The organism is Pantoea hericii (assembly GCF_014155795.1).
GTDB lineage: Bacteria > Pseudomonadota > Gammaproteobacteria > Enterobacterales > Enterobacteriaceae > Pantoea > Pantoea eucalypti.
In genome coordinates this window covers 216,393-242,154 of sequence record NZ_SCKV01000003.1, presented here as the reverse complement: position 1 = coordinate 242,154, position 25,762 = coordinate 216,393, and the positions used below count along the sequence as shown (strand labels likewise).

Genomic DNA, 25,762 nt, shown 5'->3' with positions numbered 1-25,762 from the left:
AATCACGTTCAGCATTTCATCAACGCTTATTATCCCCCCGAAACTTAATCGCTAAGCGGGTCAAACAAGGTGAAAAGAAATATTCACCCGGGCCCACTATTGCTTAAAACGTAGGGAACTGAAGATGAACAGACATTATGTCGGATCTGAGATTGGGCAGCTGCGATCCGTGATGCTGCACCGCCCCAATTTAAGCCTGAAAAGATTAACACCTTCCAACTGTCAGTCGCTGCTGTTTGACGACGTGCTTTCGGTAGAGAAAGCCGGAGAAGAACACGACGTGTTCTCTAAAACACTGCGTCAGCAGGGTGTTGAAGTACTGCTTTTTACCGATCTGCTGGCTGAAACGCTCGGCATTCCCCAGGCGAAAGCCTGGCTGCTGGATAATCAGGTTTCAGATTATAACCTCGGCCCCTCTTTCGCTGCCGATATCCGCGGCTGGTTGGCAGATGTCGACCATCGCCAGCTAGCGCGCTACCTCTCTGGCGGCCTGACCTACGGTGAAATTCCAGCGGCTTTCAGCAATATGGCCATCGATCTGCATTCGCCGGATGATTTCATCATGGTGCCTCTCCCCAACCATCTTTTTACCCGCGACACCTCTTGCTGGATCTACAACGGCGTCTCAATCAATCCGATGGCGAAAACCGCCCGCCAGCGGGAAACCAATAACCTGCGGGCGATTTATCGCTGGCACCCCGCATTTTCCCACGGCGACTTTATTAAATATTTCGGCGATGAAACCACCAATTATGAGCATGCCACACTGGAAGGCGGCGACGTGCTGGTTCTGGGCAATGGCACGGTAATGATTGGCATGTCGGAACGCACTACCTCCTGCGGCATCGAGTTCCTCGCCTGTTCGCTCTTTCAGCATAAACAGGCCAGCAGGGTGATTGCCATCGAGCTGCCAAAACACCGCGCCTGTATGCATCTCGATACCGTGATGACCCAGCTCGACCATAGTATTTTCTCCGTCTACCCGGAGGTCATCGATCAGCAAACCCGCTGCTGGACCCTGACCAGCAACGGACGCGGTGGCCTGAACCGCAAAGAAGAGAGCAGTTTTATGCAGGCTATTGAGCAGGCACTCCATCTCGACCAGCTGTGCCTGATCACCACCGGAGGCGACCGCTTTGAAGCCGAACGCGAGCAGTGGAACGATGCCAACAACGTGCTGACTGTGCGTCCTGGCGTGGTAATTGGCTACGAGCGTAATACCTATACCAATGAAAAATATGACAAAGCAGGCATCACGGTGCTGCCGATTCCCGGCAACGAGCTGGGCAGAGGTCGCGGCGGCGCACGCTGTATGAGTTGTCCGCTGGAACGTGACGACCTTTGAACAGGGAGAGAGCAATGAAAAAACCTTTACTGGTAGTCGCGCTGGGCGGCAATGCCCTGCTAAAGCGGGGCGAGCCGTTGGAAGCCGATGTTCAGCGCAGAAATATCGAACAGGCGGCAGAAGCCATTGCCGCCCTCACCGCTGAATGGCGGGTGATTCTGGTACACGGCAACGGGCCACAGGTGGGCTTACTGGCTCTGCAGAACAGTGCCTGCGATGCGGCAGCCCCCTATCCACTGGATATTCTTGTGGCCGAGACCCAGGGAATGATCGGCTATCTGCTGCAGCAGGCGCTGCAAAACCATCTGCCGGATGTCCAAATCAGTATGCTGCTTACCCAGGTCGAAATCGCTGTCAGCGATCCCGCCTTCCTCAACCCAACCAAATATATCGGCCCGGTTTATTCCCCTCAGCAGGCCAGGCAACTGGCGAAAGAACAGGGCTGGACGATGAAAGCCGATGGCGAGTACGTCCGCCGGGTGGTGCCTTCTCCCCTGCCAGTTCACATCGTAGAGCACGAAGCGATCCTCGCGCTGACGGAGTTGGGACATCTGGTGATCTGCAATGGCGGCGGCGGCATTCCGGTGATCCGGAACCAGCAAGGCCAGCGCCACGGAGCCGAAGCCGTTATTGATAAAGATCTCTCAAGCGCACTGCTGGCGACCCAACTTTCCGCCGATGCTCTGCTGATCCTCACCGATGCGGATGCCGTGTACCTCAACTGGGGAAAAGCTGACTGCCGCGCATTGCATCACGTGACGCCTGCCGACTTGCTGGGTATTCCGTTTGATGCCGGATCGATGGGTCCGAAAATCGCCGCCGCCTGTGAGTTTGTGACACAACGCGCAGGGATAGCCGGGATTGGCTCTCTCGCCGATGCCACAGAGATTCTCCGGGGCCATAAAGGCACCCTTATTGCCACCCATTCAACAAAATAAAAGGAAAAAATCATGCCTGTTTCATTACATAACCGCCATTTTCTCAAGCTGCTTGATTTCAGCCGCACAGAGATTCAGTTCCTGATTGATCTTTCCTTCTCGCTTAAAAAAGCCAAATACAGCGGCCACGAGGAGCAGAAGCTGATTGGGAAAAATATCGCGCTGATTTTTGAGAAGACTTCCACCCGTACTCGTTGCGCATTCGAGGTGGCGGCCTTCGATCAGGGCGCTAAGGTGACCTATCTCGGCCCCAGCGGCTCGCAGATTGGCCATAAAGAGTCGATGAAAGATACCGCCCGTGTGCTGGGCAGGATGTATGACGGTATTGAGTACCGCGGCTTTGGGCAGCAAATCGTCGAGGAGCTAGCCGCCTTTGCCGGCGTGCCGGTCTGGAACGGCCTGACCAACGAATTTCACCCCACGCAAATCCTGGCCGATCTGATGACCATGCTGGAACACGCGCCGGGCAAACAGCTGCATCAAATCGCCTTTGCCTATCTCGGCGACGCCCGCAACAATATGGGAAATTCCCTGATGGTGGGGGCTGCGAAGATGGGGATGGATATTCGCCTGGTAGCCCCACGGTCCTTCTGGCCGGAGGAAGAGCTGGTTGCGCAATGTCGCGAGCTGGCGAAGGAGAGCGGCGCAAGGATCGTACTGACTGAGGATGTGGCAGAAGGCGTGGCAGGTGTGGATTTCCTCTACACCGATGTGTGGGTCTCAATGGGAGAGAGCAAGGACGCCTGGGCCGAGCGAGTGGCGCTGATGACCCCTTATCAGGTGAATGCTGCCGTACTGAAGGCCACGCAAAGCCCGCAGGTGAAATTTATGCACTGCCTGCCTGCTTTCCACAATGAGCAGACACAAACAGGTCGCGAAATCGAAATGGCTTACGGGCTGAAGGGGCTGGAGGTCACCGATGACGTGTTCGAATCCTCTCATTCGATTGTTTTTGACCAAGCGGAAAATCGTATGCACACCATCAAAGCGGTGATGGTGGCGACTCTGGGCAGTTAACTCCCTCAGCCGCCGCCGTACCTGGTGCGGGGGCGGCTGGCTGACGACAAAGGATAAGACGTTATGCATAAATTCAGCTTTCCTTCGGCCTATACCATTTTGCTGGTGCTGATTGCCCTGGTGGCTGGCCTGACCTGGGTTATTCCTGCCGGGCAATACCGGATGGAGATGAACCCGGCCCTGAATAAAGAGGTGCCCATTGCCGGAACCTGGCAGCCAACGGCCCCGCAACCACAGGGGCTGGTGGCAATAGTACTGGCCCCAGGCGACGGTTTTTATAATCACAAGACCGACCAGGCCGGGGCGATTGATGTCGCGCTATTTATTCTGGTGATTGGCGGGTTTCTTGGCGTGGTGACCAAAACCGGGGCAATTGATGCCGGTATTGAGCGGGTGACGCAGCGCCTGCGGGGCAAAGAAGAGTGGATGATCCCGATACTGATGGCGCTGTTTGCCGCAGGCGGCACCATTTATGGCATGGCCGAAGAGTCGCTACCTTTCTATTCTCTGCTAGTGCCGGTGATGCTTACCGCCCGTTTCGACTCGGTGGTTGCCGCTGCTGTAGTAATGCTGGGAGCCGGAATCGGCACCCTGGGATCGACGATCAATCCCTTTGCTACCGTAATAGCCTCCAATGCTGCGGGGATCCCATTTACCGCCGGGATCGGGCTGCGTCTGATCATTCTGTTGCTCGGCTGGCTGATCTGCGTCGCCTGGGTGATGCGCTATGCGATCGGTATCCGTAAAGATCCAGCCAGGTCGATTGTGGCAGATCTGCAGGAAGAACACCGATCGTTTTTCCTGCGTAATCAACCCAGCGGCAACATGCTGGCCTTCACGCCGGTGCGTAAAGTGATCCTGCTGCTGTTTGCTTTAGCCTTTGCCATCATGATTTATGGCGTCTCCGTGCAGGGGTGGTGGATGGCGCAAATCTCCGGCGTGTTTCTGGTGGCTGCGATTATGATTGGACTGATTGCCCGGATGAGCGAGAAAGAGCTGACCACCACCTTTATCGACGGTGCGCGAGATCTGTTGGGGGTGGCACTGATTATTGGTATCGCCCGCGGCATCGTGGTGGTCATGGATAACGGGATGATTACCCATACCGTTCTGCATGCTGCTGAAGAGATTGTCACCGGCCTCTCATCCGTCGCTTTTATCAGCGTGATGTTCCTCCTCGAGGTGATCTTATCATTTCTGGTACCTTCCTCTTCCGGGTTGGCAGTGTTAACCATGCCGATCCTCGCCCCGCTGGCCGATTTCGCCAGTATCAACCGGGATCTGGTCGTGACGGCCTATCAGTCAGCTTCCGGGTTGGTTAATCTGATCACCCCCACTTCCGCCGTGGTGATGGGCGGCCTGGCGATTGCTCGCGTGCCCTACGTGCGCTGGGTGAAATGGATCGCCCCGCTGCTGCTGATCCTCTTCGTGCTGCTGATGGCGGTAATTGGCCTCGGGGCAGCATTATAACCTCATAATTAATAAAAACTTTATTGATTCACTACGGCCTTATTCCCCACCCACCACAGCGTAAAATAATGCGATGGTAAAAAAATCCAGGGCAACATTAGAGAGAGAACAGCAGCAGCTGGCACTTTGCCGCCAGCTTATCGCCAACCACAGCTTTCACAGTCAGCAGGAGATCAGGCTGGCCTTCCAGCAGCGTGGCTGGCCTGATATCAGTCAGTCAACGATCTCAAAGCTGATAACCTTGCTGGACGTGATTAAAATAGCCAATGCCAGAGGAGAGAGAATCTACGCTTTAAACCCGTTAACGCAGGCGAAACCCGATGCAATCAGCCCGCTTTGCGCGATGGTGATCGACGCTGATTTTAACGATAATTTTGTTATAGTTCATGTGGTTGCAGGATATGCCCGTGCGATAGCCCGGGTGATTGAACACGGCGAACTGCCGGGGATACTGGGTATTGTTGCCACCAACAACAGTATCTGGATTGCCCCACGTAACACGCAGCAAACCCGTCAGTTGCATCGCCGGATCCTCAGACTGTTAAATCCCCCTGCAGATGAGGAAACGTGGTCCGATATGTCAACAAGAAGCGGGATCACGTCTTGAAGTCACTGCGGAACCGCGTATACTTTGCGGCGATTTGCCGGGAGGAAGTATGTTGTTAAACACCGCTGACATTGTCGCCCAGACGCGCCTCACCGCAGGCGGGCAGTGTCGTTTTTCCTTACCTGGCGTCACCGATCTTAAAAAAAGCCCCTCATTGAGGGGTTTTTTTTTGTCCGCAATCCGGCCGCGCAGAGGAGAGAGCTATGCCTAACCCGCTATATCGCAAGCACATCATTTCAATCAACGACCTCAGTCGTGAAGAGCTGGAACTGGCCCTGGACACCGCCGCCAGGCTGAAAGCCCATCCGCAGCCGGAACTGCTGAAGCACAAGGTTATTGCCAGTTGCTTCTTTGAAGCCTCGACCCGTACCCGCCTGTCGTTTGAGACCGCGATTCATCGCCTTGGCGCATCAGCGGTAGGCTTTGCTGACGGCAGTAATACCTCGCTGGGCAAGAAAGGCGAAACCCTGGCCGATACCATTTCCGTGATCAGCACCTACGTTGATGCGATTGTGATGCGTCATCCGCAGGAAGGCGCGGCGCGGCTGGCAACGGAGTTCTCTGGCGGCATTCCGATTCTCAACGCCGGTGACGGCGCGAACCAGCATCCGACCCAGACCCTGCTCGATCTCTTCACCATTCAGGAGACCCAGGGCCGTCTTGGTCAGCTGAATGTGGCGATGGTCGGTGACCTGAAATATGGCCGCACGGTGCACTCTCTGACGCAGGCGCTGGCGAAGTTTGATGGTAACCGCTTCTTCTTTATCGCGCCCGATGCGCTGGCAATGCCGGCTTATATCACTGACATGCTGGATGAGAAGAATATCGCCTGGTCACGTCACGACAGCTTTGAAGAAGTGATGCCGCAGCTTGATATTCTTTACATGACGCGGGTGCAGAAAGAGCGGCTCGATCCGTCAGAATATGCCAACGTAAAAGCGCAGTTTATTCTGCGCGCCACCGATCTCACTACGGCACGTGACAACATGAAAGTGCTGCATCCGCTGCCGCGCATCGATGAGATCACCACCGATGTCGACAAAACCCCTTACGCCTGGTATTTCCAGCAGGCGGGTAACGGCATCTATGCGCGCCAGGCTCTGCTGGCTCTGGTTTTAAACAGCGAACTCGCCCTGTAAGGAGATTTCCCATGACGCAAGACAACAAATTGCAGGTCGAAGCAATCAAACGCGGCACGGTCATCGACCACATTCCGGCGCAGATTGGCTTTAAACTGCTCTCCCTGTTCCGGCTGACCGAAACCGATCAGCGCATTACCATCGGTCTGAATCTGCCGTCGGGTGAGATGGGCCGCAAAGACCTGATTAAGATTGAAAATACGTTTCTCACTGACGATCAGGTCAATCAGCTGGCGGTCTATGCACCCCATGCCACGGTTAACCGCATCGACGATTATGAAGTGGTGGCGAAGATCGCCCCGACGCTGCCGGATCATGTTGAACGGGTGCTGACCTGCCCCAACAGCAACTGTATCAGCCGCAGTGAGCCGGTCTTCTCCAGCTTTACCGTGAAGCAGCGCGCCGACGATGTGCATCTGAAGTGCAAATATTGCGAGAAAGAGTTCGCCCGCCATGTGGTGCTGGGTCACTGGTAATCGCCCTGCCCGACCTTATAATGGGCAACAGTGGCGGCATCGCCGCCTGACGACGTAATCAAAGGAGCCATGATGTCTCGTGAAATCAGTACTGAAAAAGCCCCTGCCGCTATCGGTCCCTATGTTCAGGGTGTCGATCTGGGCAGCATGATCATGACCTCCGGTCAGATTCCGGTTGATCCGGCGACCGGCCAGGTGGCGGATGACATTGCCGCACAGGCGCGTCAGTCACTGGAAAATGTGAAGGCGATTGTTGAAGCTGCGGGTCTGAAGGTTGGCGACATCGTGAAGACCACGGTGTTCGTAAAGGACCTGAATGATTTCGCCACGGTCAACGCGACCTATGAAGCGTTTTTCACCGAGCATGAAGCTCACTTCCCGGCGCGTTCCTGTGTCGAAGTGGCGCGTCTGCCAAAAGATGTGAAAATCGAAATCGAAGCGATTGCGATTCGTCGCTAAAGCGTAAGCCGCCGCTCTCCGGGGATGCCGGAGAGCGGCGGTGAATCACTTAACGCTTAGCAGGTCGCCACAGCCACAACACGGCGATCGCCAGCGCAAACAGCACGCCAAAGCCGACGCCCGTCGCTACCGCAGGCGCGCCCGCCTTAATCGCCAGCGTATAGAGCCCCAGCATAATCAGCATGGCGCTGTTCTCACCCAGGTTCTGTACCGCAATGGCGTTGCCTGAACCGACACTCTCTTTGCCCCGCGCCTGTAACAGCGCATTCAGCGGCACCACAAAGAAACCGCCCAGTGCACCAATCAGCATCAGCACTAAATAAGCATTCAGCAGAGAGTGCTGCAGCGCAAAGACCACCACCATGACACCAATCAGCACACCAGCCGGCATACAGCGACGCACGGTCTCCAGCGTCACCAGCTTCGCCGCCGCCGCTGCGCCAATCACAATGCCGATCGCCACCATGGCATTCAGCGTGGTTGGCGTGGTGTTGTCATTGATCCCCAGCGCCACCGGCACCCAGAGCACCAGCAGGAAACGCAGCGTTACGCCTGCGCCCCAGAACAGACTGGTGCCGAGCAGCGAGAAGCGGGTTTCTGCGTCACGCCAGAGCAGCGCGGCAGCACTGAAAAAGCTGCGTACCATCACGCCAAACTGCCAGCTCTGACCAGGCCGTGCCGCCTGCAGTTTCGGGATGAACAGGTTCGCGACCACAGCGATGCCGTAGGTCAGCGCACAGATGCCCAGCGCCGCCAGAATATGCCAGTCAGCCAGCATCCCGCCCGCCACCGAACCCAGCAGAATGGCGGCGATGGTCGAAGCCTCCATCAGCCCGTTGGCTTTCACCAGCTTCTCGCCGTGGGTGATCTCACCGAGGATGCCATATTTGGCCGGCGAGTAAGCCGCTGCGCCCGCGCCCACCAGGGTATAGCCAATGAAAGGATTGAAGCCGAAGCAGATCACCAGCGCGCCCAGCAGCTTCAGGCTGTTAGCGAGCATCATCACCCGCCCTTTCGCCATGCTGTCCGCCACCTGACCGACAAACGGCGCCAGCAGAATATAGGCCGCGACAAACAGCATCTGTAAGACCGGCTGGCTCCAGTCGGGATAGAACTGACTTTTCAGTACCGCCAGCGTGGCAAACAGCAGCGCGTTATCGCCAAACGCCGAAAAGAACTGGGCGATAATCACGGCAATCATGCCGCGCGACATCAGCGGCGCATTACGATCAAGGCTCATGCCTGCTCCTCTTCCGCCATTTTTTTCAGCGTGACGTAATCGGGTTTACCACTGCCCAGCTGCGGCAACTGCTTCATGACGCGGATATCACGCGGCAGTGCCAGCTCTGGCGCACCCAGCTCGCGGGCTGCTTTCTGCAGCCTGTCGCGCACCAGTTCAGCGTCCGTGGTGAACAGCACCAGTGCCTCACCGCGCTGTCCATCCGGACGCAGCGACGCCGCATGTTGTTTCTCCGGCGACGCCTTCAGCGCGATCTGCTCGACGATCTCCAGCGACACCATCTCACCCGCGATCTTCGCAAAGCGTTTGGCACGTCCCTGAATCTGGCAGAAACCGCCTTCATCGAAGCTGACGATATCACCGGTGTCATACCAGCCCGCTTCCAGATTACCTTCGCCATCGTCGGCGGCCGGGGCTTCCAGCACGCCAGGATTTTCGACCCGCAGATAGCCCTTCATCACGTTTGGTCCACGCAGTTGCAGGCGTCCGCCCTGCTCAATGCCCGGCACTGACATCAGGCGTGAATCCATGCCCGGCAGAATGCGTCCCACAGTGTGTGTCTTCGCTGCCATCGGCACATTAATCGCCACAACCGGCGCGCACTCGGTGACGCCGTAGCCTTCGAGAATGCGAATGCCATACTTCTCGATATAGAGCTGACGGGTGTTCTCCTGCAGCTTCTCCGCACCCGCAACGACATAGCGCAGACGGGCAAAATCATAGGGCGCGGCAAAGCGCGCGTAGTTACCCAGGAAGGTTGAGGTGCCGAACAGCACGGTGCAGTTACGGTCATAAACCAGCTCCGGCACGATGCGATAGTGCAGCGGGCTGGGATAGAGGAAGACCTGAGCACCGGTCATCAGCGGCGTAAACAGCCCGACGGTCAGACCAAACGCATGGAACAGCGGCAGCGCCGACATAAAGCGGTCGCGCGGCGTGAAGTCGGCGATGGTGCGGATCTGCTCGACGTTCGCCAGCAGACTTTTATGGGAATGCACCACGCCTTTAGGGTTGCCTTCAGAGCCGGAGGTAAACAGCACCATCGCGGCATCTTCCGGCTGTTGAGGTAACTGGGCGCGATGCGGCATCAGCAGATGGGCAAGGATCCACAGCTTGTCTTTGCCCGTGACGGTATCTTTCAGATCTTCCAGGTAGATCCACTGCACATCGTCCAGCCCCTGCGGCAGATGCCACAGATTGCCTTTGTCCAGGAACTGCCGCGACGTGAAGACGGTTTTAATCTGCGCCGCGGTCAGTGCTGCACGCATGCCGTTAACGCCCGCGCTATAGTTGAGCATGGCCGGAACGCGCCCGCGCAGTGTGGCACCGAAAATCGCCGCCGCCGTCACGGTGGTATTAGGCAGCAGGAGCCCCACCACTTCACGCGGCTGGCTGTAACGCTCCAGAATACGGCCTACGCCCAGCGACTTCTTCAGCAGGCCGTTATAGCTGTCGGGTTTGAAATTCACATCTTCGATGCAGCGCTTAAACGCGCCGTAACGCGTCCGCGCCGCCAGAAACGCCTCAAACAGGGTTTCACGCGGACGCACTGCCATGCGCGCTTCCATCATCACATGATGCAGATGCTCACCGGCCAGCACGCGGCGATCGCGCGCCCGTTTCGCCTCTGGCATCGGAATGCGGGTGGCGGGCAGAACGGTCAGAGTGATGCGCGGGAACAGGCGACGTTTAAACACGCCCGCCAGACGACCAAACGGCGTGTATTCAGCCCCTTCAATACGCATTGGCACGACGTTAGCGCCGGAACGCGCCGCAACAAAGCCTGCCCCGCTGTAGATTTTCATCAGCGAGCCGGTAACAGTAATTCGTCCTTCCGGGAAGATGACCACCGGACGGCCCGTATCAATCAGCCTTACCAGCTGCTTCAGCGCCATGGGCCGGGTGGGATCCAGCGGCACAAAGTCGATAAAGGGTTTAACCAGACGCATAAACCAGCTTTCGCTGATGGTCGAGTAGACGGCAAACACCGGTTTAACAGGCAAAAATAGCGCCAGCAACATGCCGTCCAGAAACGACATATGGTTCGGTGTGATCAATACCTTCTGCTTATGCAGTTCGGCGACGTCGCCCCGCAGTTCGACCCGCCATAACAGGCGAAATATCAGGCGTAAAAGTGTGAAAGCCATGCCAGCTCCTTAGCATCGTGAAAAATAGCCCTCACGATGCAGGATTTGACGCGGTTCGACAACCGAATTATCGGCAATCTGATACTGCTTCAGGGGGCCTGCCAGCCACCGCCCAGCGCGGCAATCAGCGCGACGCTGCTGACCCACTGCGTGGTCGCAAGCGTCAGCAAACTCTGCTGTGCGCTCAGGCTGCTGTTCTCAGTGGTCGCCACATCCAGGTAGTCAATCATGCCCGCCTCATACTGCAGGCGCGTCACCCGCGCCGAAGTCTGGGCCGCGTCGGTGGCGCGCTGCTGCGCGGCGATTTCGCCCTGCAGCGTGTTCAGCTCCACCAGCTTATCTTCCACCTCCTGCATCGCGGTCAGCACCGTCTGACGATAGGTGGCCACGCTGGCATCCCAGCTTGCCCGCGCCTGATCGACCTTCGCCGAGGTCGCACCCGCGTCGAGCAATGTACCGCTTAGCGCCGGTCCCAGTGACCAGACGCGGTTCGGCAGCGAGAAGAGCGAATGCAGCACGGAGGCGCTGACACCACCACTCGCGCTCAGAGTCAGGTCAGGATAGTAACCGGCTACCGCCACACCGATGGCGGCATTGGCGGCGGCCATATTACGTTCGGCGTACGCGATATCGGGACGGCGCTGTAACAGCTCGCCCGGCAGGGCTGACGGAATCGCGGGTAATGTGGCCGTCAGTGGCGCAGCGGGCAGACTGAAGTCGGCCGGAGCTTTGCCGATCAGCAGTGCAATGGCGTGCTCCATCTGCGCACGCTGCCACTGATAATCCTGCGCCGAGGCGCTGGCGCTCTCCCGTTGCAGCTGCGCCTGGGCCAGCGTGGCACGCGACGCGGTGCCCGCCTGATACTGGCTGGTGATCACGTTCAGATAGTGCTGATAAGCATCAACGCTCTGCTGATAGAGCGCGATTTTCTGATCCATGATGCGCAGCTGGAAATAGTCCTGCGCCAGCTCAGACTGGGCGCTCAGCGTGATGTTGGCCAGTTCTGCCGCGCTGGCCGAAGCACTGGCGCGGTTCTCCTCCAGCGTGCGCCGCAGTTTACCCCACAGATCCAGCTCCCAGCTGGCACTCAATTCCGCCTGATGGCTGCTGCTGGTGGTGCGAACGCTGCTGTTGGTGGCATGGCTGCCGCTGCGCGTTACGCTGCCGTCATAGTCCAGCGAGGGAAACAGCGCTGCACGTGACTCAGCCGCCAGAGCCTGCGCCTGCCGGTACTGCGCGGCATAGGTTGCTACGTTCTGATTTGACACGCTGACCTGGCTCAACAGCCCGCTCAGCGTGGCGTCATGGTAAACCGTCCACCACTCGCCTTTGCTTTGCGCATCCAGCGGTGTCGCCGGCTGCCAGCCTCGGGCCTCTTTATAGTGAACCGGCATCGCTACAGACGGGCGCTGATAGTCAGGACCCACGCTACAGCCGCACAGCAGCATCACAACAAACGGGATGAGAGGTTTCATGGATCAGGATTCCGCAGGGCGCAAACGACGCCATTGACGTTGAGTGGCACGGCCCAGACGATCGAGCCAAAGATAAACAACCGGCGTGGTGAACAGTGTCAGCAGCTGGCTAAGCGCCAGCCCACCTGCAATCGCTATCCCCAGCGGACTGCGCAGGTCGGCATCACCGCCGCTGCCCAGCGCCAGCGGCAAGGCGCCAAAAAAGGCGGCCAGTGTGGTCATCATGATTGGCCGGAAGCGCATCAGGCACGCCTGGGTGATCGCCTGCTGCGGCGACATGCCCAACCGCCGCTCCGCATCAATGGCGAAATCAATCATCATGATGGCGTTCTTTTTCACGATGCCGATCAACAGGATGATGCCAATCAGCGCGATCACCGTGAGCTGCGTGTTGGTCAGCAGCAGCAGCAGCATCGCTCCGACGCCCGCTGACGGCAGCGTCGAGAGAATGGTCAGCGGATGGATATAGCTCTCATAGAGCACGCCGAGCACGATGTAGACCGCCGCCAGCGCCGCCAGAATCAGCCACGGCATGGTGGCGGTCAGCTGTGAAAAGGCCGCGGCGGTACCGGCAAAACCGGCATGAATGGTCGAGGGCAGGCCCAGCTTCGCCATCGCCTGTTTAATCAGTAACTGCGCCTGCTCCAGCGAAACGCCATCATTGAGGTTAAATGCCACCGTGCTGGTGGCAGACTGGCCCTGATGCGCTACCGACAGCGGCGCGTTGCCACCGCTGAAACGGACAAAGGCGGAGAGCGGCACGCGATCACCGCTGTCGTTAATCACATAGAGTTGCTGTAGCGTCGCCGGATTCGCGGTGTCGCTGTCCTGCAGCGACATCACCACGTGATACTGATTCAGAGTGTGATAGAGCGTGGCGATCTGCCGCTGGCTGAAGGCATTATTCAGCAGTGTATCCAGCATTTTCACGTTGACGCCCAGTCGGGTGGCGCGGTCGCGGTCAATCGTCAGCTCCACCTCCTGACCGCCCGTCTGCGAGTCGGAATCTACGCTGTTAAGCTGGGGAATGGCTGCCAGCGCCGCCTGCACTTTCGGCGTCCAGACCCGCAGCAGCGCAAGATCGTCCGCCTGCAGGCTGTATTGATACGTCGCGTTAGCGCTACGTCCGCCAATGTGCAGATCCTGCGCCGCCATCAGGAACATCTGCGCCCCGGCGATATGGCTGGTTTTGCGCGTCAGTCGGTTAGCCACTTCAGTAGCCGTGGCATCGCGCTGGCTAAAATCCTTGAGCCGCACAAAGAAGTTGGCGCTGTTGCGGGAGCCAAACATCCCGCTGCCCATAGACGACATCACACTCTCGACCGCCGGATCTTTCTGAATGATCTTTGTAAACATCAGCATTTTCGGCTTCATCGCCTGGAATGAGATGTTCTGATCGGCACGCAGCGCGCCCATCAGCAGCCCGGTGTCCTGATTGGGGAAAAAGCCCTTTTGCACCACGGTAAAGAGAAAAACGTTCAGCAGCACGGTCAGCAGCAGGCTGAGCAGCGTCAGCTTCTGATGGCGCATCACCCAGGCTAGCCCGCGTCCGTAGGCAGCCAGCAGGCGGTTCAGCTGATTTTCAATAAACTGATAAAGCGGATGTGGTCGCTGGCTGACGGGCGGTTTGGGCTTTAGCAGGCGTGCGCAGAGCATCGGTGTCAGGCTGAGTGAGACGAACAGCGAGATCAGCAGCGACACGGTGAGCGTTACGGCGAATTCGCGGAACAGCCGTCCAACAATGCTGCCCATCAGCAGGATCGGGATAAACACCGCAATCAGCGACACGGTCATCGACAGCACGGTGAAGCTCACCTCCTGCGCCCCGCGCAGCGCCGCCCGCAGCGGACTCAGCCCACGCTCAATATGGCGAGTGATATTCTCCAGCACCACAATCGCATCATCCACCACGAAGCCAGTGGAGACGATCAGCGCCATCAGCGACAGGTTATCCAGGCTGTAACCCAGCAGGTACATCACCGCGCAGGTGCCGATCAGCGACACCGGCAGCGCCAGCGCCGGAATGATCACCGCCTGCAGATTGCGCAGGAAAATAAACACCACCGCAATCACCAGCAGCACCGCGATCAGCAGCGTCTCTTCGGTGTCATACAGTGAGGCGCGCACGCCGGGCGAACGGTCAACCACCACTTTCAGCTGGCTGTCAGCGGGCAGACTTTTTTCCAGCAGCGGCAATTGCGCTTTGATCGCGTCGATGGTTTCGAGCATGTTCGCGCCCGCCTGACGTTTAATGCCGATCATCACCGCAGGCGTGGCATTGAGGAATCCCGCCTGATAACGATCTTCCACCGAGTCATAGACCGTGGCGACGTCGCGCAGCCGCACCGCTTTGCCCTGCTGCCAGGTGATGATCAGATCGCGGTAGCTGGCGGCCTTTTCCAGCTGTCCGTTGCTGTCCACCAGCCACGACTGGTCACTGCTCTGCAAAATCCCCTTAGGCAGATTGGTGGTGCTGTTGGCGACAGCGGCGCGCACCGTCTCCAGCGAGATGCCGTAATGCGTCAGCTTCAGCGGCTGCAGATCGATGCGCACCGCGGGTAAGGCGCTGCCCATCAGGGAGACTTCGCCGACGCCCTGCACCTGCCCCATCACCTGTTCGATTTTGCTCTCTGCCAGGTCATAAAGCTCACCGGGCGAGCGGGTGGCGGAGGTCAGCGCCAGCATGACAATTGGCGCATCTGACGGGTTGGCTTTGCGATAAGTGGGCAGCGAGGCCATCGCGCTCGGCAGCAGGCTGCGCGCCGCGTTGATCGCCGCCTGTACGTCGCGTGCCGCGCCATTGATATCGCGGTCCAGATCAAACTGCAGGATGACCGTGCTGGAGCCCTGCGAACTGCTGGAGGTCATCTCACTAATACCGGCAATCTGCCCCAGCGAACGCTCCAGCGGCGTCGCGACGGTGGCGGCCATCGTTTCCGGGCTGGCCCCCGCCAGGCTGGCGCTGACCATGATGGTCGGGAAATCGACCTGCGGCAGCGGTGCCACCGGCAGCAGCCGGTAGCCCAGCGCGCCGAGCAACAGTATCGCCAGCGTCAGCAACAGCGTCGCCACCGGACGAAAGATAAACAGCCGGGTCAGATTCATTGTCCACTCCGCGCCTGCTGCTGACGGCGTTTCACCCAGGCGTTGCCGCGCTGCGCCAGCCCATCAAACAGCAGGTAGATCACCGGCGTGGAAAAGAGCGTCAGCACCTGACTGACAATCAGCCCGCCGACAATCACCAGCCCCAGCGGCTGCCGCAGCTCTGCGCCCGAGCCGGAAGCCAGCATCAGCGGTAACGCGCCGAGCAACGCCGCCATGGTCGTCATCAGGATCGGGCGGAAGCGCAGCAGACAGGCCTGATGAATCGCGTCACGCGGGCTGAGATGCTGCTTGTGTTCTGCCTCCAGCGCGAAGTCGATCATCATGATGGCGTTCTTTTTCACGATGCCGATGAGCAGGATGACCCCAATCAGCGCAATCAGGCTGAACTCCGTGCCTGCCAGCAACAGCGTCAGTAGCGCACCCACCGCCGCCGACGGCAGCGTTGAGAGAATGGTGACCGGATGGATAAAGCTCTCGTAGAGGATGCCGAGTACCACATACATAGTGATCAGCGCCGCCAGAATCAGCCACAGCGTGTTGCCGGTGGCACTCTGGAACGCCGAGGTTTCGCCCTGGTAACGCAGCGTGCTGCTCTCTGGCAGGTGCAACTGCTGCCGCACGTCGGCGATCGCCCGCTGCCCATCCTCCAGCGAGTAGCCCGGATTAAGGTTGAAGGAGATCATCACCGCCGGAAACTGATTCAGCCGCATGTGCATCAGCGAGCCGGTGCGCTGATGAATAGTGGCGATAGCGGTAAGTTTCACCATGCCGCTGCTGGCCGTGTCGCTATCAGAAGCTGAGCTGGACGTCGACGTTGATGAAGACGTTGATGTTGATGACGAAGCCGTGGATGAAGCCGTGCTGGTAGATGATGACGAGCTGCTGCCGGAAGAGGGCTGCAGATAAACATCATCAAACGACGCCGGACCCTGCTGGTAAGCCGGAGCCACTTCCAGCACCACCCGATACTGATTCGACTGGGTGAAAATAGTCGAGACCAGACGCTGACCAAAAGCGTTATAGAGCGCGGTGTCCACGTCCGACGCAGTAATGCCAAAGCGCGCCGCTTTATCGCGGTTCAGCTCAACGTATGAGACGCGCCCCTGATCCTGCAGGTTACTTACCACGCCATTAAATTCGGGCCGCTGCTGCAACGCCGCCACCATTTTTGACGACCCGCTGACCAGATTTTCACTGTTGGCGTCGTCCAGGGTGAACTGATACTGACTCGGCGAGACCTGGTCGTTGACGGTGAGATCCTGCGCCGGTTGCAGATAGAGCCGGATGCCCGGCACATCGGCGGTCGCCTGTTGCAGTTGTTTAATCACCTCATCCGCTTTCACATCACGCGAGCCAAATGGCTTAAGGTTGATCTGTAACCGTCCGCTGTTGAGGCTGGTGTTGGTGCCGTCGATGCCAATCGTCGATGAGACGCTTTCCACCGCCGGGTTTTTCAGAATCAGAGCCGACAATGCCTGCTGCCGCGTGGCCATCACTTTAAATGAGACATCCTGTGAGGCGACAGTAATACCCTGAATCAGCCCGGTATCCTGGGTCGGAAAGAAGCCCTTCGGCACCATCATATAGAGCAGTGCGGTCAGCCCGAAGGTCGCCAGCGCCACCAGTAGCGTCAGTTTCTGATGGTTAAGTACCACGGTCAGCAGCCGGTCATAGCCGCGCACCAGCGCATCGAAAAGTTCGCCGCCCTTGCGGGAAAAAGTTGACTGCTGTTCGGGCGGAATGTGGCGCAGCAGATACGCACACAGCATTGGCGTCAGAGTCAGCGACACCAGCATCGACACCAGAATCGCCACCGCCAGCGTGATCGCGAACTCCCGAAACAGTCGCCCGACCACATCACCCATAAACAGCAGCGGGATCAGTACGGCAATCAGTGAAAAGGTGAGCGAGATGATGGTGAAGCCAATCTGCTGTGAGCCCTTCAGCGCAGCCTCCATCGGCGACTCGCCCTGCTCCAGCCGCCGGGAAATGTTCTCGACCACCACGATGGCGTCATCAATAACAAAACCGGTGGCGATAGTCAGCGCCATCAGCGACAGGTTATTCAGGCTGAAGCCTGCCAGATACATCACACCAAAGGTGCCGATCAGCGACAGCGGCACCGCCACGCTGGGGATCAGCGTAGCGGCCACGTTGCGCAGGAACAGGAAGGTCACCATCACCACCAGCGCAATCGACAGCATCAGCTCAAACTGCACATCACTGATCGAGGCGCGGATGGTCTGAGTGCGGTCGGAGAGAATCGTCATCTTCACCCCGTCCGGCAGCGCCGCCTGCAGCGCGGGGAGCTGCGCCTTGATGTTGTCCACCACCTGAATTACGTTTGCGCCCGGCTGGCGCTGCACGCTAATCACAATCGCCGGCTGGTTGTTGGCCCACGCTGACTGGAAGCTGTTCTCCGGGCCCTGTTCAATATGGGCGATATCTTTCAGGCGCAGCGCCGCGCCATTTTCATAGGTGAGAATCAGGTTGCCGTACGCGTCGGCGGTGCGCAGCTGGTCGTTGGCATCGATGGTGACCGAATGATATTTCCCGTCAAAGCCGCCTTTGGAGCCATTAACGTTGCTGTTGCCAATCAGCGTATTCACCGCCTCCAGCGTCAGATGATGCGCCGCCAGCGCCTGAGGATTCATCTGCACCCGAATCGCGGGCTGATGTCCGCCCGCCAGCGTCACCATCCCGACACCGGAGATCTGCGACAGCTTTAGTGCTACCCGGGTATTGACCAGATCCTGCACCTCGGTCAGCGGCAGCGTGCTGGAGCTCGCTGCCAGCGTCACCACTGCACTGTCCGCCGGATTAACCTTTTTGTAGGTCGGCGGATTGGGCAGATTGTCGGGCAGCAGGTTATTCGCCGCATTGATCGCCGCCTGCACCTCCTGCTCGGCGACATCCAGCGACAGATCGAGGCTGAACTTCAGAGTAATGATCGACGCGCCGCTGGCGCTGGTGGAGCTCATCTGGCTCAGCCCGGCCACCTGCCCTAACTGGCGCTCCAGCGGCGACGTGACTGACGACGCCATGACATCCGGACTGGCGCCCGGATAGAGCGTGGTGACCTGAATGGTCGGATAGTCGACCTGCGGCAGCGCCGAGGTCGACAGAAATTTATAGGCAAAAATACCGGAGATCAGCACGCCGACCATCAGCAGAATGGTGGCGACCGGACGCAGGATAAACAGGCGAGACGGGTTCATTTCGACACGGCACCGGCAGCAGGTGTCTCATCGGCCAGCGTGACTTTGCTGCCGCTGGTGAGGCGATCGATCCCTTCCGTCACCAGCCGATCGCCTGGCGAAACGCCGCTGAGGATCGCCTGCTGATCGTCGCCGAACGCAGGGCCAGTGGTGACCGCTTTGCGCGTGACGGTGTTATCCTGATTGATCACAAAGACAAAGCTGCCGTCGCTGCTCAACTGCAGCGCCTGCGCCGGGATCACCGTCGCGCCTTTCAGCACCCGGATCTGCAGTCGCAGATTGACAAACTGGTTAGCAAACAGCGATTCATCCTGATTGGCGAACACCGCTTTCAGCGCCACGGTGCCGGTAGCAATGTCGATCTGGTTGCTGATGAACTTTACTTCGCCGCTGGCGAGCTGATGCTGGTTGTCCTGATCAAACAGCGTGGCGGGCAGGCTCTGGCCCTGATGCAGGACGCTGACCAGCGCCGGGATATCGCTTTGCGGCACGCTAAAGGTCACGGCGGCGGGCTGCATCTGGGTGATCGTCACCAGGCCCGTGCTGCTGGCGCTCTGAACCATGTTGCCGGGGTCGATCTGACGCAAACCGACGCGCCCGCTGATCGGGGCGGTGATGCGGGCATATTCAATGCTCAGCTTCGCACTGGCGATCTGCGCCTGATCGGCGGCGACCGCACCGCGATACTGCCCGACGGTGGCAATCTGGCTGTCCAGATCCTGACGCGCCAGCGCGTCCTGTGCCGCCAGTTTGCGGTAGCGCGCCAGCGTCAGTTCGGCGCTGTTCAGCAGCGCCTGATTTTCGCTGAGTTCGCCCTGATACTGGTTCAGCGTCGCCTGATAGCTGCGCGGATCGATCTGCGCCAGCAACTGCCCGGCACTGACCTTCTGCCCTTCGGTAAAGAAAACCTGCTCCAGCTGGCCGTCAACGCGGCTGGTCACCGTCACGCTGGCGTTGGGGATCACCGTGCCGAGCGCATTGAGCCACACCGGCACATCCGCCGTGCTGGCCATACCGCTGTGAACCAGCGTCGCCCCGCCGCCCATCATGCCATGCGCGCCATGCCTGCCCGGCGGCATCCCCTCACCCGGCCCATGACCCGCCGTCAGCAGACACCAGATAACGCCCGCGACAATCGCAACCACCAGCAACAGGAGCAGCCATTTGAGCCCAAAAGTACGCCCGGGGCGAGAAAGGTGAGTCATCGTCAAACTCTTCAGGTAAGCAGAAAAAGAAATCCCGGAACATGCGGAATGCGGCAGTGTGAACCGGCTGAGGCGAGCAAAAAAACGCCAGGGTTCACGGCGGCCATTATCGGTGAAAGCCGACGCGCCTTTCTATTGGCAAACTGTCAGGGTTTCGTTAAGAACGATGATGATTTAACGGCGGTTATACAGCGGGGAAGAGAGCGTCCGGCGAGCAGGCAAAAAAAACCCACGCATCTGCGTGGGTTGGTGTAATAACAGGGATCTCACTGCCGAAGCGGTGTTGTTTTCACACCCATCAATACCTCTGGGACTGCTATCCTCGCACTGATTGACCGCGCGGGGACAGCGAGAAAACGCAACCGAATTCGGGGAAGTGCAACGAGGTGTGAATATCTTTCACGTCTCGCTTACACTCTGATTCCACTAAGATTTATCCGAAGTATTGGTCGCCGGTTTCGTGTAAATGGCATCTGGCGCAATGTTCATGTGTTTCAGCACCGGCCCCATAATATTACCGAACACTGGTGCGGCAACCGAGCCACCGAAGTGATCGCCTGCCGTTGGATGGTTGATCATCACCACCAGCGCCACTTCAGGATGGCTGGCTGGCGCAATACCGGCGGTGTAGTTGACGTAGCCGCCATCATACTTGCCGCTGGTGCCCATTTTTTCCGCCGTACCGGTTTTGGTCGCCAGACGATAACCCGGCACCGCGGCTTTCAGCCCGGTTCCGCCCGGCAGGACGTCACTCTCCAGCATATGCACCACCTCTTTCACCGTTTCCGGGTTGGCAACCTGCCGCCCCATGACCGGTGGCGTAACGCGGGTGATCGACAGCGGACGGTAAACGCCATAAGAGCCGAGCGTGGCGTATTCACGGGCAATCTGCAGCGGCGTGACACGCAGGCCGTAGCCAAAGGAGAAAGTGGCCCGCTCGATATCGGCCCAGCGGGTACGGTGCAGCGGGAAGTAGCCGACGCTTTCGCCGGTCAGCCCTAATCCGGTGGGTTTACCCAGGCCAAACGCCTGATAGGTATTCACCAGCGCTTCCGCAGGCATCGCCAGCGCGAGGTGTGATACGCCAATATCACTCGATTTCTGCAGAATGCCCGTCATGGTCAGGCGCGGCCAGTGACCGACGTCGCGGATCAGGTGGCCGTTCACGCTATAAGGCGTGGTATCGATTACGGAATCCGGGCGCACCAGGTGGCGCTCCAGCGCCTCCATGACCACTAACGGCTTAACAGTCGATCCCGGCTCATAGCTGTCATTGATGGCCGAGTTACGCATCTGCGCCGGGGTCGCCCCTTCGTAGTTATTAGGGTTGAACGACGGATAGGAGGCCATCGCCAGAATCTCGCCGGTGTCAATTTTCACCAGCACGGCGGCGCCTGAATCCGCCTTGTTGATCAGCACGCCGTCACGCAGTTTGCTGTAAAGCGTGTACTGGTCATATTTGTCGATGCTGAGCTGCACCGTTGGCGGCTGAGTCGGCGGCTGATAGTTGATCATGGCGATGATATTGCCCGCCGCATCCTGACGATAGACCTCTTTGCCAGGCTCGCCCTGCAACACTTTATCAAAGCCTTTTTCCAGGCCATTAAGACCCACGTTATCCGCACCTACAATGCCGAGCAGCGGCGCAGAGGCCTCGCTCATCGGATAGAAACGGCTGTCGTCGTAGACTTCACTGATGCCTTTCAGCTTCAGTTCTTTAATATCTTTCGCGATGCCCAGTTCAACTTTACGGCCCAGATAGAGGAAGCGACGTTTCGGGTTAGCAGTGATCTGCGCCGCCAGCTCTTCAGGACGGGTGTTAAGCGCCGCCGCAAGATAGGCCCATTTAGCGCTGGTGAAATCGGGGTTACTCTCAAGCACACGCTGCGGATCGGCAATGACATCGCGCGATGGCACGCTAAGCGCCAGCGCTTCACCGTTACGATCCAGCAGGGTACCGCGGCTGGTCGGCAGCGTGACGGTACGTAGCGATCGCTGATCGGCTTCGTGCTCCAGCATCGGCTGATTCAGGAACTGCAGGTCCGCGACGCGCGCCAGCAGCACCACCAGACAGGTCGTGACACCCAGGCAGATCAGCCGAAAACGAAAAGGGTTAAATGGCGCTTTTATCTGGTCTTTTCCCAGTAGTTTTTTAATCCGGGGCATGGCATTCCGCTGCGCAAAATAAGAGAAAGAGGCTGGTGCCAGCAGTTATAAAGAAAGCGCTGGCTGTATAACAGGAAAACTGTGTATCAGTTCGTTATCGGCCGCAGATTTTGGGCAAAAAAAACCTGCGCATCTGCGCAGGTTGGTGTAATCAAGAAAATCTATTGATGTTCACCCATCAATACCTCTGGGACCCTGAATGTAGCAAGAGGGATTAATCGGCTGCTATCTCTCAAACGCAACAGTTACCCGCAAAATGTAACCAGCCATGAGATCCTTACGCTATTGTGCAATCCTGATGTTTTTTGATTTCCACCAGGCAACTCATGGCGTTTGGTCCCTGCGTCAGCGACGAGGTTCCGATATCGAGCGTCAGCACATTGGGGTTACCCGCGCGATCGTGCGGCTGCCACGCCTTGCCAAAACCAGGATCAAACCAGGCACCGGTAGAGATAATGACCACGCCCTGCGTCACGCCCTCGGTGATCCGCACGCCCGCCAGCATCACGCCGCGTGCGTTGCTCACCTCAATCTCGTCGCCCTCCACCAGACCGCGCGCTGCTGCATCCTGTGGATGCATGTAGAGCGTTTCGTGTCCGGCAGTTTTATTGCCCTGCACCGTTTCGGTGGCATCCAGCTGGCTGTGTAACCGGTCCGAAGGCTGAATTGAGATCATGTGCAGCGGATAGTCGTGGCTGACCGGCGAGCCGAGCCACTCCTGCGGTTCACGCCACTCCGGATGACCGGCAAAATCGTCAAGCTGGTAGTCCGCAATGGTCTGGCTGAAAAGCTCGATTTTGCCGCTGGCGGTTTTAATCGGGTTCGCCTGCGCATCGGCGCGGAACGCCTCCATAAACTGATAGGGCTTGCCGCCTTCCGGAATTTCCACAAAGCCGCGCTGCCAGAACGCATCAAATTCGGGGAAATCGATGCCTTTGCGCTGATGCGCGGTCGCACACTGCTGATAAAGATGGGCGATCCACTGCATCTCATTGCGCCCTTCGGTGAAGGTGTCGCGATAGCCGAGGCGCTCGGCCAGGTCCGCAAAAATATCGAAGTCGTTGCGCGCCTGGTGCTGCGGTTTGATCGCCTGATGCATCGCCAGCACAAAGCGATCGCGTGAGGAGCCACCGATATCATTGCGCTCGAGCGTGGTGGTGGCAGGCAGCACGATATCCGCCATCTGCGCAGCAGGCGTCCAGACGATATCCTGCACGACCACCGTATCGGGCCGTTGCCAGCCCTCCACCAGCCGGTTCAGCTGCTGGTGATGATGGAACGGATTGCCGCCCGCCCAGTGCACCATGTGAATGTCAGGATAGTGCAGCGTTTCGCCCTGGAAGCGGTACGGCTGGCCGGGATTGAGCAGCATGTCGCTGATGCGCGCCACCGGAATCGACAGCCCGGACGGATTGGGGCCGGTGCTCATCATCGGGGCTGGCCCCTCCTGACGCGGGTTGCCAACGCTGTTCATTGAACCGTGACCAAAGGAGAAACCTGCGCCCGGCAGGCCTGGCTGGCCGAGCATCGACGACAGCGCAATCATCATCCAGTAAGGCTGTTCGCCGCGATGGGCGCGCTGAACGGAATAGGAGCAGGTCATAAAGCTGCGCTTGCCGGTCAGCTGCTGCGCCAGCTGCACAATTCTATCCGCTGGAATGCCGGTGATACGACTGGCCCAGCCAGCGGTTTTCGCCACGCCGTCGGTTTCACCCAGCAGATAGGCTCGCAGCTGCGGCCAGCCGGTGCAGTGGCTGGCGAGAAACGCTTCGTCAACCGCGCCGCGCTGGGTGATTTCATAGCCCAGCGCCAGCATCAGCGCCACGTCGGTATTGGGGCGAATCGGGATCCACTCGGCGTTAACGAATTCCGGGCAGTCATCGCGCATCGGGCTGATGTTGATTACCGGCGTCCCTTTGGCCGCCAGCTGCATCAGCGCCGGTTTCAGGCTGTGCTGCCCTGCGCCACCCGAGGCAACCTGGGCGTTTTTCAGCGCCAGCCCACCAAAAGCGACAAAAATTTCGGCGTGTTCCACCACCTGCGGCCATTCGGTGACGCGCCCGGTCAGCGGCATATACGTGCCGATTACATAGGGCAGGAAGAACTGCGCGGCACCCCAGCTGTAGTTGCCCTGCTGATCGACGCCACCGCCACCCTGAAAGTAGAAACGACGAACCAGGGTGCGGGCGTGATTAACGCGTCCAGCCGATGACCAGCCGTAGGAGCCGTTGAAAATGCCCGATGCACCGTAACGCTCGCGCACGCGGCGATTCTCCTCCGCCACCAGGTCCAGCGCGGTTTCCCAGTCGACGGCGACAAAATCTTCCCGGCCACGCAGCGTGCGATCGCTCTTTTCGCGTGACTTTAGCCACGACCGACGCACCATCGGCTGGCGAATGCGTTTGTCGGAGTAGACCAGTTCAGGAATGGTGTGGATCATCGGTGACGGATCGGCATCGGCGAAGAAGGGTTCGCAGCCAATCAGGCGATCGTTTTCAGTGACGGCGGTAAAGGCGCCCCAGTGAGCCAGATGTGGCACTTTGGTTTTCATCGTTGTTTTTCACGGTAGCCAGGTGGGAGATTGAGCATAACACGGGGCGGCGGCTGAGCAGAAGATGTGCCTGAGTGCCCGATTTCGCCCCTTTTTGCGACGACGCTGACATTCTGTCGGGTTGATGTGTCCGCCCTTTTCCGTAACACTGATGTGATGTGTAAACGTTTTCCCCAAAGCAGGTCAACGCATGGCTACCATAAAGGATGTTGCGCGACTGGCGGGCGTTTCTGTCGCCACAGTCTCACGTGTAATCAATAATTCTCCCAAAGCCAGCGACAGCTCCCGACAGGCCGTAGGCCAGGCGATGGAGCAGCTTCAGTATCACCCGAATGCCAACGCACGCGCGCTGGCGCAACAATCGACCGAAACGCTCGGCCTGATTGTCGGTGACGTCTCCGATCCCTTTTTTGGCGCGATGGTTAAAGCCGTGGATGAGGTGGCAGGCGATACCGGTAACTTTTTGCTGATTGGTAACGGTTACCATAATGAGCAAAAAGAACGGCAGGCGATTGAACAGCTGATGCGTCATCGCTGCGCGGCGCTGGTGGTTCACGCCAAGAAAATTCCCGACGCAGAGCTGGAAGTGCTGATGAAGCAGGTGCCCGGTATGGTGCTGCTGAACCGGCTGATAAAAGGCTTTGAAAAGCGCTGTATTGCGCTTGACGATCGCTACGGTGCCTGGCTTGCCACCCGTCATCTGATCCAGCTCGGCCATCAGAATATCGCCTTTATCTGTTCGACCCACACCATCTCTGATGCCGAAGATCGCCTGCAGGGTTACTACGATGCGCTGAAAGAGCACGGCCTGCCGTGCAGCGACCGGCTGGTCACCTGGGGCGAACCGGATGAAGTCGGCGGTGAGCAGGCGATGACGGAACTGCTGGGGCGCGGCAGGAACTTTACCGCTGTCGCCTGTTACAACGACTCCATGGCGGCAGGTGCACTGGCAGTGCTGAGCGATAACGGTGTTCGCGTGCCGGAAGAGATGTCACTGATCGGCTTTGATGATGTGCTGGTGTCGCGCTATGTGCGACCGCGCCTCACCACCGTCCGCTATCCGATTGTCACCATGGCGCAGCAGGCAGCCCAGCTTGCGCTGGCACTGGCTAACGATCTGCCGCTGCCAGAAGTCACCCACATGTTCAGCCCGACGCTGGTGCGTCGCCATTCAGTCAGCGGCCCGGCCTGATGCCACGGTGGC

Annotated in this window: 17 protein-coding genes; 9 read left to right on the top strand and 8 right to left on the bottom strand. The window is 58.6% G+C overall.

The window, feature by feature from the left end; all coding sequences use genetic code 11:
• The first annotated feature begins 124 nt into the window (after positions 1 to 124).
• From arcA to ridA, 8 genes are all read left to right on the top strand, one after another.
• On the top strand, positions 125 to 1,345 hold the full coding sequence (gene arcA / locus H7K52_RS08190) for an arginine deiminase (protein ID WP_078804825.1): 1,221 nt from the start codon (positions 125 to 127) through the stop codon (positions 1,343 to 1,345).
• A gap of 14 nt (positions 1,346 to 1,359) precedes the next feature.
• Entirely contained in the window at positions 1,360 to 2,283 is a 924-nt protein-coding gene (arcC, locus tag H7K52_RS08185; RefSeq protein WP_003851011.1) for a carbamate kinase, read from the top strand.
• A 12-nt stretch (positions 2,284 to 2,295) separates the two neighbouring features.
• Entirely contained in the window at positions 2,296 to 3,300 is a 1,005-nt protein-coding gene (gene argF, locus H7K52_RS08180; RefSeq protein WP_003851012.1) for an ornithine carbamoyltransferase, read from the top strand.
• 63 nt (positions 3,301 to 3,363) lie between these two features.
• Complete coding sequence (locus H7K52_RS08175; RefSeq protein WP_008925446.1) at positions 3,364 to 4,770, top strand: YfcC family protein; 1,407 nt, start codon at positions 3,364 to 3,366, stop codon at positions 4,768 to 4,770.
• 73 nt (positions 4,771 to 4,843) lie between these two features.
• Positions 4,844 to 5,377, top strand: coding sequence for an arginine repressor (locus H7K52_RS08170; protein ID WP_003851014.1), 534 nt, complete (start codon positions 4,844 to 4,846; stop codon positions 5,375 to 5,377).
• Between the two features lie 203 nt (positions 5,378 to 5,580).
• On the top strand, positions 5,581 to 6,516 hold the full coding sequence (pyrB, locus tag H7K52_RS08165) for an aspartate carbamoyltransferase (RefSeq protein WP_008925443.1): 936 nt from the start codon (positions 5,581 to 5,583) through the stop codon (positions 6,514 to 6,516).
• An 11-nt stretch (positions 6,517 to 6,527) separates the two neighbouring features.
• The gene (pyrI, locus tag H7K52_RS08160; protein ID WP_008925442.1) at positions 6,528 to 6,992 is read left to right on the top strand and encodes an aspartate carbamoyltransferase regulatory subunit; all 465 of its coding nucleotides are present in this window, start codon (positions 6,528 to 6,530) and stop codon (positions 6,990 to 6,992) included.
• Positions 6,993 to 7,064: 72 nt separating this feature from the next.
• Positions 7,065 to 7,451, top strand: coding sequence for a 2-iminobutanoate/2-iminopropanoate deaminase (ridA, locus tag H7K52_RS08155; RefSeq protein WP_003851016.1), 387 nt, complete (start codon positions 7,065 to 7,067; stop codon positions 7,449 to 7,451).
• A 49-nt stretch (positions 7,452 to 7,500) separates the two neighbouring features.
• On the opposite strand, the gene lplT is transcribed toward ridA, so the two are convergent.
• The 8 genes from lplT to H7K52_RS08115 all read right to left on the bottom strand — a co-directional run bounded on the left by lplT (position 7,501) and on the right by H7K52_RS08115 (position 24,558).
• On the bottom strand, positions 7,501 to 8,691 hold the full coding sequence (gene lplT, locus H7K52_RS08150) for a lysophospholipid transporter LplT (RefSeq protein WP_003851018.1): 1,191 nt from the start codon (positions 8,689 to 8,691) through the stop codon (positions 7,501 to 7,503).
• Positions 8,688 to 10,838, bottom strand: coding sequence for a bifunctional acyl-ACP--phospholipid O-acyltransferase/long-chain-fatty-acid--ACP ligase (aas, locus tag H7K52_RS08145; protein WP_003851019.1), 2,151 nt, complete (start codon positions 10,836 to 10,838; stop codon positions 8,688 to 8,690). The genes lplT and aas overlap by 4 nt, the downstream gene beginning before the upstream one ends.
• Positions 10,839 to 10,927: 89 nt before the next feature.
• Positions 10,928 to 12,313: an efflux transporter outer membrane subunit gene (locus H7K52_RS08140; RefSeq protein WP_182629912.1), complete on the bottom strand. Its 1,386-nt coding sequence runs from the start codon at positions 12,311 to 12,313 to the stop codon at positions 10,928 to 10,930.
• 3 nt (positions 12,314 to 12,316) lie between these two features.
• The gene (locus tag H7K52_RS08135; protein WP_008925438.1) at positions 12,317 to 15,418 is read right to left on the bottom strand and encodes an efflux RND transporter permease subunit; all 3,102 of its coding nucleotides are present in this window, start codon (positions 15,416 to 15,418) and stop codon (positions 12,317 to 12,319) included.
• Complete coding sequence (locus H7K52_RS08130) at positions 15,415 to 18,636, bottom strand: efflux RND transporter permease subunit (RefSeq protein ID WP_182629911.1); 3,222 nt, start codon at positions 18,634 to 18,636, stop codon at positions 15,415 to 15,417. Before H7K52_RS08130 ends, H7K52_RS08135 begins: the two co-directional genes overlap by 4 nt.
• Positions 18,633 to 19,841 (bottom strand): efflux RND transporter periplasmic adaptor subunit, encoded by a 1,209-nt coding sequence (locus tag H7K52_RS08125; protein ID WP_182629910.1) that lies wholly within the window; start codon positions 19,839 to 19,841, stop codon positions 18,633 to 18,635. The genes H7K52_RS08130 and H7K52_RS08125 overlap by 4 nt, the downstream gene beginning before the upstream one ends.
• A gap of 426 nt (positions 19,842 to 20,267) precedes the next feature.
• A complete protein-coding gene (locus H7K52_RS08120) occupies positions 20,268 to 22,007 on the bottom strand; it encodes a penicillin-binding transpeptidase domain-containing protein (RefSeq protein ID WP_003851029.1) in 1,740 nt (579 codons plus the stop codon).
• A 277-nt stretch (positions 22,008 to 22,284) separates the two neighbouring features.
• Positions 22,285 to 24,558: a molybdopterin guanine dinucleotide-containing S/N-oxide reductase gene (locus H7K52_RS08115; protein WP_039658925.1), complete on the bottom strand. Its 2,274-nt coding sequence runs from the start codon at positions 24,556 to 24,558 to the stop codon at positions 22,285 to 22,287.
• Between the two features lie 190 nt (positions 24,559 to 24,748).
• Here H7K52_RS08115 and galR point away from each other — a divergent pair, with 190 nt between their 5' ends.
• Positions 24,749 to 25,750, top strand: a complete 1,002-nt coding sequence (gene galR, locus H7K52_RS08110; protein ID WP_003851033.1) for an HTH-type transcriptional regulator GalR — start codon at positions 24,749 to 24,751, stop codon at positions 25,748 to 25,750.
• The last annotated feature ends 12 nt before the right edge of the window (positions 25,751 to 25,762 follow it).